Source organism: Microcoleus sp. M2_D5 (assembly GCF_036701935.1).
Taxonomy (GTDB): domain Bacteria; phylum Cyanobacteriota; class Cyanobacteriia; order Cyanobacteriales; family Microcoleaceae; genus Microcoleus.
Genome location: NZ_JAUBRP010000061.1, coordinates 24,899 through 40,244, shown reverse-complemented (window position 1 = coordinate 40,244; position 15,346 = coordinate 24,899). Strand labels below are relative to the sequence as shown.

At 45.2% G+C, this 15,346-nt stretch carries 15 protein-coding genes; 9 read left to right on the top strand and 6 right to left on the bottom strand.

The genetic code is table 11. The features are described from left to right. Positions 1-96: 96 nt before the first annotated feature. The 3 genes from QUA50_RS22155 to recQ all read right to left on the bottom strand — a co-directional run bounded on the left by QUA50_RS22155 (position 97) and on the right by recQ (position 4,155). Entirely contained in the window at positions 97-783 is a 687-nt protein-coding gene (locus QUA50_RS22155) for a hypothetical protein (RefSeq protein WP_333266874.1), read from the bottom strand. Further along, positions 783-1,898 carry an AAA family ATPase gene (locus tag QUA50_RS22150; protein WP_333266876.1) on the bottom strand — a complete coding sequence of 372 codons (1,116 nt, stop codon included), beginning with the start codon at positions 1,896-1,898 and terminating at the stop codon, positions 783-785. The genes QUA50_RS22155 and QUA50_RS22150 overlap by 1 nt, the downstream gene beginning before the upstream one ends. A gap of 61 nt (positions 1,899-1,959) precedes the next feature. Continuing rightward, the gene (gene recQ / locus QUA50_RS22145; RefSeq protein ID WP_333266878.1) at positions 1,960-4,155 is read right to left on the bottom strand and encodes a DNA helicase RecQ; all 2,196 of its coding nucleotides are present in this window, start codon (positions 4,153-4,155) and stop codon (positions 1,960-1,962) included. 97 nt (positions 4,156-4,252) lie between these two features. Between recQ and QUA50_RS22140 the strand changes: the two genes are divergently transcribed. After that, the gene (locus tag QUA50_RS22140; RefSeq protein WP_333037862.1) at positions 4,253-4,537 is read left to right on the top strand and encodes a DUF427 domain-containing protein; all 285 of its coding nucleotides are present in this window, start codon (positions 4,253-4,255) and stop codon (positions 4,535-4,537) included. Between the two features lie 460 nt (positions 4,538-4,997). Here QUA50_RS22140 and QUA50_RS22135 read toward each other — a convergent pair whose 3' ends face one another. Further along, entirely contained in the window at positions 4,998-5,660 is a 663-nt protein-coding gene (locus tag QUA50_RS22135) for an L-threonylcarbamoyladenylate synthase (RefSeq protein ID WP_333266880.1), read from the bottom strand. Positions 5,661-5,735: 75 nt separating this feature from the next. On the opposite strand from QUA50_RS22135, the gene larC reads away from it, so the two are divergent. The 5 genes from larC (at position 5,736) to QUA50_RS22110 (ending at position 8,809) form a co-directional block, all read left to right on the top strand. Further along, positions 5,736-7,136, top strand: a complete 1,401-nt coding sequence (gene larC / locus QUA50_RS22130) for a nickel pincer cofactor biosynthesis protein LarC (protein WP_333266882.1) — start codon at positions 5,736-5,738, stop codon at positions 7,134-7,136. A gap of 234 nt (positions 7,137-7,370) precedes the next feature. Then, positions 7,371-7,556, top strand: a complete 186-nt coding sequence (locus tag QUA50_RS22125) for a hypothetical protein (RefSeq protein ID WP_333409733.1) — start codon at positions 7,371-7,373, stop codon at positions 7,554-7,556. Positions 7,557-7,595: 39 nt separating this feature from the next. Continuing rightward, entirely contained in the window at positions 7,596-7,880 is a 285-nt protein-coding gene (locus QUA50_RS22120) for a BrnT family toxin (RefSeq protein ID WP_333266886.1), read from the top strand. After that, positions 7,849-8,130: a CopG family antitoxin gene (locus tag QUA50_RS22115; RefSeq protein WP_333266888.1), complete on the top strand. Its 282-nt coding sequence runs from the start codon at positions 7,849-7,851 to the stop codon at positions 8,128-8,130. The genes QUA50_RS22120 and QUA50_RS22115 overlap by 32 nt, the downstream gene beginning before the upstream one ends. Before the next feature lie 10 nt (positions 8,131-8,140). Next, positions 8,141-8,809 (top strand): Uma2 family endonuclease, encoded by a 669-nt coding sequence (locus QUA50_RS22110; protein WP_333266890.1) that lies wholly within the window; start codon positions 8,141-8,143, stop codon positions 8,807-8,809. 293 nt (positions 8,810-9,102) lie between these two features. Here QUA50_RS22110 and QUA50_RS22105 read toward each other — a convergent pair whose 3' ends face one another. Both QUA50_RS22105 and QUA50_RS22100 read right to left on the bottom strand, forming a co-directional pair. Continuing rightward, positions 9,103-11,451, bottom strand: a complete 2,349-nt coding sequence (locus QUA50_RS22105) for a PhoX family phosphatase (RefSeq protein ID WP_333266892.1) — start codon at positions 11,449-11,451, stop codon at positions 9,103-9,105. A gap of 183 nt (positions 11,452-11,634) precedes the next feature. Further along, the gene (locus QUA50_RS22100) at positions 11,635-12,102 is read right to left on the bottom strand and encodes a hypothetical protein (protein ID WP_333266894.1); all 468 of its coding nucleotides are present in this window, start codon (positions 12,100-12,102) and stop codon (positions 11,635-11,637) included. A gap of 284 nt (positions 12,103-12,386) precedes the next feature. On the opposite strand from QUA50_RS22100, the gene folK reads away from it, so the two are divergent. The 3 genes from folK to QUA50_RS22085 all read left to right on the top strand — a co-directional run bounded on the left by folK (position 12,387) and on the right by QUA50_RS22085 (position 15,335). Beyond that, positions 12,387-12,875: a 2-amino-4-hydroxy-6-hydroxymethyldihydropteridine diphosphokinase gene (folK, locus tag QUA50_RS22095; protein ID WP_333266896.1), complete on the top strand. Its 489-nt coding sequence runs from the start codon at positions 12,387-12,389 to the stop codon at positions 12,873-12,875. Positions 12,876-13,054: 179 nt separating this feature from the next. Further along, entirely contained in the window at positions 13,055-13,609 is a 555-nt protein-coding gene (locus tag QUA50_RS22090; protein WP_333433667.1) for an NUDIX hydrolase, read from the top strand. Between the two features lie 274 nt (positions 13,610-13,883). Then, positions 13,884-15,335: an FAD-binding domain-containing protein gene (locus QUA50_RS22085; RefSeq protein WP_333266934.1), complete on the top strand. Its 1,452-nt coding sequence runs from the start codon at positions 13,884-13,886 to the stop codon at positions 15,333-15,335. Positions 15,336-15,346 lie beyond the last annotated feature (11 nt).

Genomic DNA, 15,346 nt, shown 5'->3' with positions numbered 1-15,346 from the left:
AGAAGTTTTATCTCTCTGTGGTTGGGACTATATCCTAGAAGCTATATTAAGTGCAGGTTCATAGTGAATTGGTATAAGTCCTATAATTGTTGCCGTTTAATTGGGCAATTTGGATTTAACTATATTACAAAAATCGATGAAATGTCGAAAAGTAGTAAGTTGTTCTGGCTGAACTTGAATTCTTGCCAATAGCTGTTCCAAATAAAATGCTTTGAGTACATCTCCCGGTCGTTTTTTAGAATAGGTAATATTTTTAGCTTCAAATAACGCTCTCAAATAAGCTCCGTGAAACTGAGCGTGAGTATTAAAATCTTGATATCTGCCCATGTTTTCGGGACAGTTCACTGAAACATCATAATATCTAGTATAATCTAATAAAGGTTTGTTTTGAGGATTTTTAGAATAAATCTTCCGATTGCCTAGAAGCCAACTTTCCAAGCAGCGATTCTGAAATATCAGCACAAGTTCTGCATTGTTTAATTTCAATTTTTGCTGACTTAAAAACTCATCAATTTCAGTTTCAAGTTCAGAAACACTATTTTCCTCGGCATCCAGACACACTACAAAATAGCTGTATTTTCCGTTTGAGTTAATTTCCGCGATCGCAGGCGGTATGAAATTGTATAATGAAGGATATCCTTCGCCACTAATCAGGTAATAATTTTTTTCATTCACATCATCGCAACTCTCAACTCGCTGCAATTCCGGTAAAAGGTAAGACAGCCAAGCCGGATAAACTTTTTTCTCCGATTGTGTTCCTTCGACCAAAAAATACAGATTCATTAAACTTTAATTCCTTCGCTGTATTCTTCAAGATTAATCAGTTGCATGAAAGCTTGATGCCTCGATTTTCCCAAGTTCAAATCTTTAGCATCTATAACAGTTACAACCCCACCTTTGCGAGTAACTATTTTCCAGTATTCCATGCTGATATTGTTGATTATGTACGGGTGATGACTGGTGAGAATGAATTGAATATTTCTATTGTCCACAAGCAAATCGGTCACAACATCGATACAGTTAATCCCCAAGCTGTTTTCAAATTCATCAATCAGAATTACCGTGCCTTCGGGCGACAAGTATAGTTCGGCAATGTGAATTAGCGTTTTCAGCATTCCTGAAGAAATATTGTTTTGGAAAATCCAATTATTGACACCTTTTTCTTTGATTTGAATTGGAAAACTAATAAATGATGATTCCTCATCTTGTACAGGTTCTATTTTTATGTCTTCCACTTGAGGAAAAGCTTGTATAAATATGCCTTTTATTTTATGAACAACATCTGAAAAAAGGCTAAAAATCAAAGCTAATTTTATCTGGAGCGGCATATCGCTTTCCTTAATATCGTCTAATAAAATCTCACTTTTTTGTATCCTTGATATCATTGTATAGTTTATATCGTAATAATCTATTGAACTCGAATTATTGCTAGTTATTTTATTAAAAGCCTGGTGAACAGGAGAAATATCATCTTCTTGATTTAAAATTTCAACTACGCTTTGGTAAGGAGACAGCTTGGGCGTTGTCTTGCCTTTCAATATAATTTCATTAGGTGTTCTTTGTACAACTGCATTTCCCTCTCTGAATAAATTTTCACTAACAATTCTAAATTCATTAGTTTCGCCGTCATCATTAAGAATGAATGGCAGATTTTCTTTGGTTTCAAATTCGCCTTGCCAGCGGTACTCTACATTGTTTACTGTCGAAAATGTGATGTCCCATGCTAAACCGTTTAATGAAGCACCATTAGCTATCTGTTGTAAATTCAAAATTCCTTTCAAAATTTGTGTTTTGCCGACACCGGAGACACCAACTAATAAAGCCAAGTTGGAAAAATAGATCGGTTCAAAACGCCACTCTCGTAAATTATCCCAAAAAGCTATTTTTTTAATTCTCATTTCCCCCCTCCTCTCTATTAATTATCTGCGTTCATGAGCGTACATCTGCCTACATCTGCGGTTAAAAACCTACATAGTTTTGCCGCCACCAAGCGCGCACAAACTTAATCTCCTCAAACGTATAACGTTCTTCCAAAAAATCATAAATTGCTCTCAGTTTCTCATCCCCCATAACTTCAATAGCGTACACTATCGCCTGCTGGCGTTCCGATTCCACCAACAAATTTATATCAACTTCCCTGCCCATTTCCATCAATTCTATCAGATGCCCAGAAATAGTATTAGGACTCATCCCCCGCGCATTGGCAATGCCTTGAACTGTCAAACCTTGTCGGTATAATTCCCAGGTTTGCATCTGCGAATAAGACGCAACGTTGGAAAGATTGGGAAGATTGGCGACATCAGAAGACGCAGCACCACTTGGCAATCCTTGTTCTTGGCAAAAACTGCGAATTGCCTCCAAGAAAACCTTGCCGTATTTATCTCGCTTGTTGCTGCCAACGCCGTAAACATCCTCGAATTCTCTGAGAGTCTGCGGGCGTTTTTCTGCCATGTCTCGCAAGCTTTTATCGGCAAAAACTACGTAAGGCGGCACAAATTGTTCGTCGGCAATTTGTTTGCGTAGCGTCCGCAGTACGGTAAATAAAGCTTCTACTTCTACTGCCAAAGAACGAACCTTCCCCTGTACTTCCCGTTGGGGTTCAATGGCGATTTCAACTGTGCGCTGACGTTTCATAATTTCCCAACTTTTTTCATTCAGTTTCAATATGGGAAATCCGTCTGTTCTTTCGTCTAAAAAACCTTGATTTAACAGCGAACGACTCAATTTTTTCCATTCCTCCGCACTTCTATCTTTCCCAATTCCGTAAGTAGAAAGTTGGTGGTGCTGGTATTGCAATACTTTTTGATTTTTTGAACCGCGCAGCACGTCAATAATGTGATTCATGCCGAATTTTTCTTGGCATCTGGCGACGCAAGAAAGAAATTTCATTGCCTCAATCGTCCAATCTTCTACGGGTTTTTGGTTGCAACAGTTATCGCAAGTACCGCAGTTTCCGGGAAAGGAATCGCCAAAATAACTTAACTGGATTGTGCGGCGGCACTCGGTAGATTCTGCATAGTTGATTACTCGGCGCAACTGCTGGCGGGCAATTCGTTGTTCTTGTGGGTCAGGTTTTTGCTCGATGATGTAGTCGATCATTTTGACATCGCCGTAGCCGAAAAATAAGCTGCAATGGGCGGGTTCGTTGTCTCGGCCTGCGCGGCCGGATTCTTGATAGTATCCTTCTAGATTCTTGGGTAAGTCGTAGTGAATTACAAACCGCACGTCGGGTTTGTTAATGCCCATACCGAAGGCTATTGTCGCTACCATTACTTGCACGTCGTCGCGAATGAAGCGGGTTTGATTGGTGGCGCGATCGACATCGCTCATGCCGGCGTGGTATGGTAAGGCTTGGATGCCACTTTGTTGCAATTTATAGGCAACTTCGTCAACTTTTTTGCGGCTGAGACAGTAGATTATTCCCGAACCGCCTTTTTTTTGGATGATTTGCAAAACTTCGGCAAAACTGTGTTTGGTTTTGGGGCGAACTTCGTAGTATAAATTGGGGCGGTTGAAGCTGGCGACGTGGATGTAGGGATTTCGCAGAGTTAGCTGCTGGATGATGTCTTGGCGGACGCGCTCGGTGGCGGTGGCGGTTAGTGCCATAATGGGAATGTCGGGATATCGATCGCGCACTCGCTGCATTTGCCTGTATTCTGGTCGAAAGTCGTGCCCCCATTCCGAAACGCAGTGGGCTTCGTCGATCGCAAATGCCGAAATTCCTAACTTATTTGCTACTATATCTAAAAACGGTAAAAATCTCTCGCCCAGCAAGCGTTCGGGTGCAACATAGAGCAATTTAATCTTACCTTCGAGAATTGCTGTTTCGCGCGATCGGGTTTCCTGAGAGCTCAAAGTGCTGTTGAGAAAAGTCGCCCCAATTCCATTATCCTGCAAAGCCTCCACCTGGTCTTGCATCAGAGCAATTAACGGCGAAACCACCACTGTCAATCCCGGTTTCAACAGTGCCGGTAATTGAAAACACAAAGACTTGCCACCGCCCGTCGGCATGACAATCATCATATCCCGTTTTTGTAAAGCAGCTTCGACAATTTCCTGCTGTCCCGGGCGGAAAGAGTCATAGCCAAAAAAATGTTTGAGTGCTTGTTCCAGGGACAGCGGCACAGAAGATATTGGCGGATGAGACGCTGGCATTTGCAGTAGTTGGTTGTGAGCTTCTCAACTATTCTATGCCTTTTGAGCACAAATACAGTTACAATAATTGAGAATCTCAATTTAAGCAGAAAAACTGATGCCGAAAGCAATTTGGAATGGTGCCGTTTTGGCCGAGAGCGACAAGTGCGAAATTGTAGACAACAACTATTATTTCCCCGCCGATGCCATCAACCGTGAGTATTTCAAAGACAGCAGCACTCACACTACTTGCGGTTGGAAAGGTGTTGCTAGTTACTACAATGTCGAAGTCGGCGGACAAGTTAATAAAGATGCTGCTTGGTACTATCCTACTCCAAAAGATGCTGCTAAAAATATTGCCGGATATATTGCTTTTTGGAAAGGAGTTAAGGTAGAGGCTTAGGTTTTTTCCGCAGGTTTGTTAGCTGGCGATTCCGACAGGCCGCCAGGGAATTAATTCCCTGGCTCATAGCTGAAGTCGTCTTAAGACGACTGTGTAAATTAGGGAGGAATAACATAAGTTGCGATGAGTTCAAATAGAAATAATATCTAATATCTACTGATAGCAATTGCTCCTCTGATAATTGTCAATCCTTTAAAATATAGGACAGAGCTTAATTAGACTTCTTGCAAAAGTCCTTTTAAGCAAATTTTAGGACGGGCTCTCCGGCCCATCCCACAAGAGAAAAAACTTTTTGTGGGATGGGCCGGAGAGCCCGTCCCAGCTATTTTTGCAAGAGGTCTATTAAATTCAATACCATAACCGCTATATTTAACAGTCCTCTTTGAGAGGACTTTCGCTCTCTCGACGGGGGTTTTGAACCCCCGGCGGACTGTTAGAGAAGCGAAAGCATCTTCAAATTTTAATCTTCCCAAACGGCGACAGCTTCCGCACCCAAACCGCGGCGAACAACAATCGGTTCGCTTGCTGTCAAATCGAGAATGGTAGAAACTTGATATCCCGGATCGGAACCGTCATCGACAATCACATCCACTAACTTTGAAAAACAGTCAAAAAGTTCAGCTTTGCCAAAACTTTCTGCTTTATATGCAGGGACTGGTGCTGCACCTTCATCATCCGTGGTAATGTGAGCGGATGTGGAAATAATTGGATTTCCCAAGGCTTCCAACAGTGTAAAACAAAGCCGCTGGTCGGGAACGCGAATTCCAGTGGTTTTCCGTTTTGGGTTCATTACCAACCGCGGCACTAATTTTGTGGCTGGCAACAAAAATGTATAAGGCCCGGGTATTAACCGCTTGATAGTTCTGTATGCTTCATCGCTGACGACAGCATAGTCGGTGATATTTGACAGAGAGGAACACAGGAACGTTAAAGGCTTATCATTGGAGAGTTGCTTGATCTGGCGGACTCGTTCTACTGCCGACTTGGAGTTGAGATCGCAGCCGATCGCGTAAACTGTATCTGTCGGATAAAGCATCACGGCCCCATCTTTTAGAGCTTTGTTAATTTTCTCTATCCGGTCTCTTTGGGGTGCAACTGGATGCACTTCGTAAATAGTTGCCATGTTAAGATATTGCAGGCTAAGTGGGCGATCGAAATATCGAATGAAACAATCAATGCTGAAAATTAATTGTTAATAATGAATAAAATAGCTTATTTTGACTGTCCGACCGGCATTGCTGGCGATATGTGCATCGGAGCTCTCGTCCACGCTGGCGTTCCTTTAGAATACCTAATCGAAAAACTCAATTTGCTCGGCATTTCGACAGAGTACCAGTTGCGGGCGGAATTAGTCCACCGGAATACTCAACAAGCAACTAAATTTTATGTCGATTTAGCTGCGGATTTGTCGTTAAAACCAGAAAATCCCGCTACCGAACCCGATCCCTCGGAAACGGAATCCCCGACTTTTGATGCCCGCCGCCACCACCACCATCACGGGGAAGAACATTCTCACAGTCACGGCGAAGCAGATGCCGAAATTAGCCACACTCATCACCGCCATTTGCCCGAAATTGAGCAAATCATCGTCTCTGCAAAATTGCCTCCGCGCGTGGAAGCCTGGAGTTTGGCCGTATTTGGCAAATTAGCAGAGGCAGAAGGTGCCGTACACGGTATCCCCGCAAGCGAGGTTCACTTTCACGAGGTGGGGGCGACGGATGCAATTGTTGATATTGTCGGTACTTGTTTGGGTTTGGATTGGTTGGATATTGACGAATTTTACTTTTCGGCGATGCCGACTGGTGGCGGTACGGTGAAGGCTGCCCACGGTAAGTTAGCGGTGCCGACGCCGGCGGTGATGCGGTTGTGGGAAACGCACCGAGTGCCGGTTTACAGCAACGGGATCGATCGCGAATTGTGCACGCCTACGGGAACTGCGATCGCCTGTACTTTCGCCTCCGGTTTCGGCCCGCCGCCGTCGATGCAAATTCAGGCGATCGGTTTGGGTGCAGGTTCTCGAAACCTGGCAATTCCTAATATTTTGCGCCTCTGGATTGGGGAGAAGTCAGAGGGAAGTTCGGCAACGAGCACTGTACAAGATGTAACGGATGGAAGAGGGAAGAAGCAAGAATTTAACCAATTACCGATCGCCAATTCCCAAGAAACAATCTGTGTACTGGAAACGCAAATTGATGATTTGAGTCCGCAGGCGATCGGCTATGTTTTTGATGCTTTGTTTGCCGCCGGAGCTCTGGATGTTTTTACTGCGCCAATTGTGATGAAAAAGTCGCGGCTGGGGGTTTTGTTAACTGCGATTTGTCATCCCGAATTTCAGGATGCTTGCGAAGCAGTTATCTTTCGCGAAACGACTACTTTGGGAATTAGGCGATCGACTCAACAAAGAACTATTTTGCACCGAGAAATCCAGACAGTTAAAACAGAATACGGCGAAATCAAGATAAAACTTGCGAAGTCTGGACAAACGATTGTTAACGTACAGCCGGAATACGAAGATTGCGCGGAAATTGCCCGACTTAAAAATATTAGTTGGCGGGAAGTTCACCGCTTGGCGCTGCAAAGTTGGTACGATCGCACTTAATCAATTACAGTGACTTACATGAAAAATTTAGTTCCTGACGGGCTGACAACCCGTCAGACTCAGCAGGCTTGAGGAATATCTAAATCACAGAAATCAAAACCTCTGATATCATCTCCGGTAGATTACTCCTAATACGGTAGGGGCTCCCCTGACGAAAAATATCTGCCAACAATCTCCAATCTCAAAAACCCGCCCTTTTAATCGCTTTTTCTTCAAGCTATTATAGAAACATACTTGATTCTCGATCGCATTATGGTTGCCTTACCCGATCGCCCATCGATGAGTGCAGAAGAATACCTGGCTTGGGAACCCACCCAAGAGGAACGCTACGAGTATTGGGATGGCGAAGTCGTCGCCATGAGCGGCCAAAGTCGCCATCGCCTCGATGTAATTGATACAACCATTGCTTGCATTCTATGATACACTAAAAGTGAGCAGTGATAAGGACATATAAATCAAGTGGAAATCACAGGCTTTATCTGGCTAGAGGATATCGTTGAAAAACTAGCTCGCAAACATTCTGTTAGCCCACAAGAAGTTAGAGAAGTCTTTGAGAACTTTGCAGTTTTCCGCTTTGTCGAAAAAGGGCATCGCCAGGGGGAAAATGTTTACGCTGCTTTGGGACAAACTGATGCCGGACGCTACTTGATTGTTTTCTTTGTTTATAAAGAAGATAGGCAAGCATTAATTTTATCTGCACGGGACATGACAAATGCTGAACGAAGAAAATACCAGAAAACGTAAAACTGCTATCTCAGAAGCTGAATCTTATCAGCAAATAGGTGAGTTTTGGGACGATCGCGATCTGGCAGATTATTGGGAGGAAACTGATGCTGCTGAGTTTTCAGTAAATCTTCAATCCGAGATAACATATTATCGTGTTGAAGTAACTTTATCAGAGCAAATTCGTTCGATAGCTAAACGTCAAGGTGTTTCTCCAGAAACGCTTTTAAATTTGTGGGTGCAGGAGAAAGTTAGCAAAGAAATAGCGTGAAGGGACAACAATGAGTTCTAACCAAAATCCCAAATCCAAAATCTCAAATCCAAAATCGAACGATCGCCCTTTTCTTCAAGCTATTATAGAAACATACTTCATTCCCGATCGCATTATGGTTGCCTTACCCGATCGCCCATCGATGAGTGCAGAGGAATACCTGACTTGGGAACCCACCCAAGAAGAACGTTACGAGTATTGGGATGGCGAAGTCGTCGCCATGAGTGGCGGCACCCGCAATCACAATCGAATTGCCTTCAACTTCTCTAAGCTCCTGGATGATGCCCTTGTCGATCGCCCTTGCGAGGTGTACATCGCAGATGTAAAAGTCCAAGTGGAACCAGGGCAAAAGTATTTTTATCCTGATGTTGTAGTAACTTGTGATGAGCATGATAACGATCCGCAATTAGTGCAGTTTCCTTCCTTAATTATCGAAGTTTTATCGCCTTCCACAGAAGCAGCAGATCGCGGTATTAAATTTGCTAAATACCGCCAATTTTCAACACTGCAAGAGTATGTCTTGGTGCAAGTTGAACAGCCAGGAGTAGAGATATTTCGGCGCAATCAACAGGGGGAATGGGTTCTCTCCGAGTATGGTTTAGGCGATTCCTTGCAACTTGAATCGGTGAATCTAGAAATTGCGATCGCCAATTTATATCGCCAAGTACAATTTTCTTAGTCTCGTATTTGTGCGGTACTAATTTGTAGGGTGCGTCGCTACCAGATGAGAAATGGAACTTGCAGATTGACGGGTGGCGACGCACCTTACCATTTGTGCGGTGCTAATATTTCAAAGCCCCGACTTCTTCAGCAAAGTCGGGGCTTTGGGTGTTCAGTTTTTTGAAATGAGCTTACTTAACCAGGATTTACGCAATCGACAAAAGAAACCGGGTTTTTTACCAAATCTGCCGACTGCAACAAAGTATTTTCGTAAAAAACCCGGTTTCACCGGCCCCGATGCGTAAGTCCTATTTAAACAAACTGACCCGTTGGAGTCGATCGCACCCGACGTATCCCAATCACCGACGGCATCGGCGATCTGCGCGAATCATTCTCAATATTACTCGGCCACAAACTGCCGCGAGACACACTCCGAGTCTGATTAAAAACAGCACCGTTCAAATCCAACATTTCAATTTGCCGACTCAGTACAGTACCGTCATCGATCGGGCAATCTTCCCCCGGATGCTGCACCGCAAGCAACAGCGTATCTCCGATAAAAGTCGGCCCCGTCATTTCGCACCGATTCGGCCCGTAAGCAAACGGAATTACTGTTCCTGCATTCGGCCCCGAAGTCGGAATATAAAACAGCCAATTGTTGCCGAAAACTCCAGTAAACTCTGACACATTTCCAGTCTTCTTGTGGTCGATCGTCGTTGGCTTTCCAGCCGCACCGACATCAAAACCGTTGTGCGTGCTCGTAGACATATCAGTGACGCCCCAAACATTGCCTTGAGTGTCAAAAGCCAAATTGTCTACACTAGCAAATCCCGCCCCAGCTACCGCACCCGCTTCTCCGCCTTGAGCCAAACGCTGCCAGCGGAACGTCAAACCTGCACCGTCGGGACTGTCTTCAATTATTTTGTAAAGTCCTCCCGACTGCTGAGTGCTGTTGACGGCGCTACCGTATTTAGCAACAGTAAAAATGCGAGAATCTGGATAGCCGTCGCTTCCGGGTGCTGCGTCAGTATAAGCAATAAAAACTTCCTTAGTAGTAGGATTAACTTCCAAATCTTCCGGCCGCGCCGTCGGAGTGCCGCCTATCAAATTAGCAGCTAAGAAAGCATCAACTAAAGCCGCACCTTGGCTGCTGTAGAAATTAGCCAGAGTTTTATTTTGGTAGCCCGGAAGTGCTGTTCCTTCATTAGTTGTATCTACTACAAAAGAACCGCCGTCTTCGGTTTGACCAGCAATTCCGGCGCGTTTGGGCAAGCGAGTATTTGCATCTCTTTGAGCTTTGCCAAAACTTGCTAATTCCGCCTCGCCAACTTTAGAAGGACGCACCGGATTGGTCGGGGCATTTAATGTCAGTGGCAGCCATCTTCCAGTACCGTTGCGGTTATATTGGGCCACGTACAAAACCCCATCTTCAAACAATCGGCTGTTGTTTTTATCTGCGGGATTGGTGACAGTACCGTTGCTGACAAATTTCCAGGTGTGTCCGCCGCGCCGATCGTCCCCCATGTACCCTATTAACTTGCGGCCTGCTTCAGCGCGAATCCCGACGTTTTCGTGGCGGAAACGGCCCAACCATGTGTGCTTCCGGGGGCGGAAACTCGGATCTTGGGGATCGACTTCTACCATCCAGCCGTATTTTTCGCCGACTAAGCCGAATTCCTCACCGATAGTGCCCTTGGCGTAGCCCGTTTGGCCGCCGTTGGGTTTGATGTTTTCCTGAACTCCCACGAAGAATAGTTCGCTACCTTGGAAGTTTTCTTCGGCGGAGAGGATTGTTCCCCAAGGGGTTGTGGCGCCGGAACAGTTGTAGGCTGTACCGATGATGCGGTTGCCGAGTCCGTCGGTGTTGACTTGCGCGAAGACTTGGGTAGCTGCAGGGCCCGTGCCGATGAGGTAGTTGTCGTCCCCTTGTCTGGTTCCCCAGGAGGTGACATCTTTGTATTTGTCGGTACGCTGGCTGTTGATTCCGAGGCCGGAAAGTCCGTGAATGCGGCGGTTGAGGGGGTCGCCGGCGATCGCCCTAAATCTGCCGTTGGCTTGTTTGGTGATGCGGACGATCGAACCGCCGAGATTGTAGAGGAATTCGCCAAGGGTAGCCTGATTCTTTTCCGATAAGTCTATACCGAGGACGGCGCGCTCGGTTGTTGGAAATGATGCCACATCTGACGGGGTATCTGGTGCCAGTTTCGACATCGGGAAACCTACATACTCGTGGTTAACCCAGAGATAACCGTCGTCATTGCTGCCGCGAAGGGGTAGAAAGGCGGTGTAGTCGCAGTTGTAGCCGAAATAGTCTGCCAGATTGGGGAAAACTCGATCGCCCCAGCGGACAATCACATAACGTTCGTATTCCGGCGGCACAACCACATCGTCAACAATGCTGTAACTCCTTAATTTAGTATCCTGTGAGGCAGCCATCACGGTTCCCTGTCCGTTTAAGCCCGTCGGCATAAAGCTGGGCAATTCTCGATAAATCGGCAGCGGGTGGGGAAGTCTTAACGGAGTGAAAGATAGCGGGACTACAGCTTCGGCCGAGGTGGAATTGATGCCGAATAGTGTTTTAGTTACTTGAGGGGCAAGCACAGTGGTAGCTGCACTGCTGCCGAAGAAAATTAGCAGTTGTCGGCGAGTTATTTTAGACATAAATTCCTTTTCAAACCAACTTCCCTAATCTGATGATTCCGTATGAAACTCTATCACTGTTAAATTAAGGGGAGTTAACCTGAAGGTTAATTAAAGTGGGATTATATTTGGGTTAATAATTGGTTATTGGTTGTTTGTTATTTGTTGTTTGCTACCACTGCCCTGTTTGGCCGATGCCCGATTTCAATCATCTCGAAAACCCGGATCGTTTTCTCGGAATGTCGATCGACTGGGCGCAGGTACATTAATCACTTGCGAAGACCCAGAATTTGCGGACGAAATATTGCCGTTTCTGAATCCCAGCAGCAATTGAGCATCCGCAAAATATCTAGTCCACTGTTCGATTCTCGCATCTTGTTGCCAGTTGCGGCGGGATACTCTCGATCGCAAAACTGGAACTCTTTGTCGGCTGCGATCGGCTGTAATAATGACTGTAACTTCTGTTAATGCCGGATTTTCTTGAAACTCGCGGGCGATCGACAATGCGGCTAAATCTTCCGCCTGCTGTACCAAACTCCCAAAAGATTGACTGCCGTCCGCATCTAGCGTAAGATAGCTTTCCTTCGTTTCTGCTAAAGATACTGATATATTTGCGGTAAAAATGACCGTTGCCAAAATCCCGGCTGAAAATAAGCGTCGGTGCAAACTCATTATTTTTTAAACTAAATGCTGACACTTGTCAATGATAATCAAGAAAACTTAACAGCCTATTAAGCTGTGATTAAAAAACTCAGGACTGACGACGCATTAAGACTAAAGAAACCGGGTTTTTTACTTAATCTGCGGGCTGCCTCCGAAGTATTTACGTAAAAAACCCGGTTTCTGACTGCGCCTGCATCCAAGACTGATAATATTTTGTAGAGTCGGGTTTTCCCCCTGAATTCAATCCGTTAAATCCGTTATAAAATCCGTTACCGAACTTCCCTCTTCCTGCAATGAAATTAACAAAATGCGCGATCGCCCTCGGTAGCAACTTAGGCGACTCCCTAGCCACACTCTCCTTCGCGATCGCAACCCTCAACAACACCCCAGGAATAGCAGTAAAATCCCATTCAAGCTGGTATCAAACCGCCCCCGTCGGGCCCCCGCAACCCGATTACATCAACGCCTGTGCCATCCTAGAAGTTGCACTAGAACCCGAACAATTACTAGCAAAATTATTAGAAATCGAGATAAAATTTAATCGAATTCGCCTAGAAAAATGGGGGCCGAGAACCCTCGACCTAGATTTGCTGCTGTACGACAATTTAATCCTAGAAACTCCGACACTGACTCTACCTCATCCCCGGATGACCGAAAGAGCTTTTGTATTAGTACCTTTAGCAGAAATTGCCCCGGATTGGGTGCATCCGGTGACGAAAAGTACGATCGCCCAACTCCTGCAAACCGCAGACTGTTCGGGAGTGCAAAAATTGCAACTGTAAAAAGTGAGCAAAATTCACCGAGGGTACCAGTTAAAAAAAATGCAACCCTAGGTAAGCTCCAAACTGTGATATTTATCAGTCATTCCCAATCTAAAATCCAAAATCTAAAATCTAAAATCCTATAAGATCGCCTATGATGTCTTAAATCAGTGCACTCTAACATTATTCGCTTGTCGCTTATGTCGATCGGTCAAGAACTACCCCAACTCCTCAAACAGCGCCTATTTTACCAAGGGCGCAAATTCAACTTTGACGTAGCCACCCTCCGTCTTCCCAACGGTTCCGAAGGCGAGTGGGAATGTATTCGCCACCCAGGCGGAGCACTTGCAGTTCCCGTCACACCCGAAGGTAAACTCGTCTTGGTACGCCAATATCGCTTTGCCACAAAAGGGCGAATTTTAGAATTTCCCGCTGGTACGGTAGAAATCAATGAAAATCCCGCCGAAACTATCAAACGCGAAATCGAAGAAGAAACCGGATATCGCGCCGGAAAATGGCAGAAGTTAGGGCAATTTTTTCTCGCCCCCGGTTATTCCGACGAAATCATTTATGCTTTCTTAGCCCGAGATTTGGAAAAACTGGAACAGCCGCCAGCACAAGATGATGATGAAGACATTGAAACAGTTCTATTCACTCCAGAAGAATTAGAAAAAGCTATCTTAGCTGGGGAACCAATTGATGCAAAATCTATTTCTAGCTTTTTCTTAGCGCGTCCCTTTTTGAGTTTGGTATGATAATTAAATAAAATCCCCTTTTCTTGACTGTTGTGGGATGGGCGTCCCGCCCGTCATGAGTGGACGGGCGGGACGCCCATCCCACAAGAAGAAAAAAGGGAACTTATTTAATTGACGATCCTTAAATAGGACTGACGAAAAAAACCGGTTTCTGATAAAAATCGTGCATCAAACCAATAAATGTCAACTTAGAAACCGGGTTTTTGACCCCGCGCGTGTCCGGGACTGTAAAATCTAAAATCTAAAATCTAAAATCTAAAATCGAATGTCTGATATATCCAATCTAATTTTATTTTGGCACCGCCGCGACTTGCGTATTTCTGACAACATCGGACTGGAAGCAGCGCGCCAGCAAAGCCCGAAAGTTGTCGGAATTTTTTGTCTCGACCGCAATATCCTAAATCGCGATGACGTAGCGCCAGCCAGAGTCACATACCTGATCGGCTGCTTGCAAAAACTCTCCTCGCGTTACAGGGAAGCCGGCAGCCAATTGCTGATAATTCAAGATGACCCCATCCTAGGAATACCGAAATTAGCGACAGCTATAAATGCCAAAGCAGTATTTTGGAACTGGGATGTAGAACCCTACGCCAAACAGCGCGATCTGGCCGTATCCAACGCCCTCGAACAAGCAGGAATTCAAGTTCAAAATTTCTGGGATCAACTCCTGCACGCCCCAGATGAAATTCGCAGCGGTACAGGGACTCCCTACACAGTTTATACACCATTTTGGAAAAAATGGAACAGTAAGCCCAAAGCCCAACCAGTAGAGACACTGCCGATAACTTATCTGGAATTAATGACCGGATTAACCGCAGAAGAACAAGAAGTCGCCAACCAAGCAGGTGTCCTTGAAACACTGCCAACTGCCTCTAGTTTGGGATTTATTTGGGAAAATCCATTAGTAATAGAACCCGGAGAAGATGCAGCGCAACAAAAATTAGAAGAATTTTGCGATCGGGCAATTTACGAATATCAAGAACAGCGCAATTTCCCCGCAACTAACGGCACATCGCAACTCAGCGCCGCCCTCAAATTTGGTGCAATTGGCATCCGCACTGTTTGGCAAGCTACCCAGATAGTAATGGAAACTTGCCGCAGTGAAGAAGCGCGCACAAGCATCCGCACTTGGCAACAGGAAATAGCGTGGCGGGAATTTTACCAACACGCCATGTATAATTTCCCAGAATTAGCAGACGGCCCCTACCGTCAAGCATTCAAAGACTTTCCTTGGGAGAACGATGAAAAGCTCTTTCAAGCTTGGTGTAAAGGCAAAACAGGCTATCCTATTATCGATGCAGCAATGCGGCAGTTAAATCAGACAGGTTGGATGCACAATCGCTGCCGCATGATAGTCGCCAGTTTCCTCACCAAAGACTTAATTATTAACTGGCAGTGGGGCGAAAAATACTTCATGCAAAAATTGATAGATGGCGACCTTTCTGCTAACAACGGCGGTTGGCAGTGGAGCGCATCCAGCGGCATGGATCCGAAACCTTTGCGAATATTCAATCCCGCCAGTCAAGCTCAAAAATTCGACCCGGAGGGGGAATATATTCGGCACTGGGTTCCAGAATTGCGCCGCGTTGATACTAAACTTTTGCTAACCGGAAATATTTCGCCTTTAGAACGCCGACTTCTTCATTATCCCTCTCCGATCGTAGACCACAACGAGCAGCAGCGCAAGTTTAAGGAACTGTACAACCTGCAAAAAAATGCGGATTAGAGGGCTCAATT

Bases quoted from the DNA above. Each gene is read 5' to 3' on its own strand.
- QUA50_RS22155 (WP_333266874.1), bottom strand. From the start codon at position 783: ATGAATCTGTATTTTTTGGTCGAAGGAACACAATCGGAGAAAAAAGTT.
- QUA50_RS22150 (WP_333266876.1), bottom strand. From the start codon at position 1,898: ATGAGAATTAAAAAAATAGCTTTTTGGGATAATTTACGAGAGTGGCGT.
- recQ (WP_333266878.1), bottom strand. From the start codon at position 4,155: ATGCCAGCGTCTCATCCGCCAATATCTTCTGTGCCGCTGTCCCTGGAA.
- QUA50_RS22140 (WP_333037862.1), top strand. From the start codon at position 4,253: ATGCCGAAAGCAATTTGGAATGGTGCCGTTTTGGCCGAGAGCGACAAG.
- QUA50_RS22135 (WP_333266880.1), bottom strand. From the start codon at position 5,660: ATGGCAACTATTTACGAAGTGCATCCAGTTGCACCCCAAAGAGACCGG.
- larC (WP_333266882.1), top strand. From the start codon at position 5,736: ATGAATAAAATAGCTTATTTTGACTGTCCGACCGGCATTGCTGGCGAT.
- QUA50_RS22115 (WP_333266888.1), top strand. From the start codon at position 7,849: ATGCTGAACGAAGAAAATACCAGAAAACGTAAAACTGCTATCTCAGAA.
- QUA50_RS22110 (WP_333266890.1), top strand. From the start codon at position 8,141: ATGAGTTCTAACCAAAATCCCAAATCCAAAATCTCAAATCCAAAATCG.
- QUA50_RS22105 (WP_333266892.1), bottom strand. From the start codon at position 11,451: ATGTCTAAAATAACTCGCCGACAACTGCTAATTTTCTTCGGCAGCAGT.
- QUA50_RS22100 (WP_333266894.1), bottom strand. From the start codon at position 12,102: ATGAGTTTGCACCGACGCTTATTTTCAGCCGGGATTTTGGCAACGGTC.
- folK (WP_333266896.1), top strand. From the start codon at position 12,387: ATGAAATTAACAAAATGCGCGATCGCCCTCGGTAGCAACTTAGGCGAC.
- QUA50_RS22090 (WP_333433667.1), top strand. From the start codon at position 13,055: ATGTCGATCGGTCAAGAACTACCCCAACTCCTCAAACAGCGCCTATTT.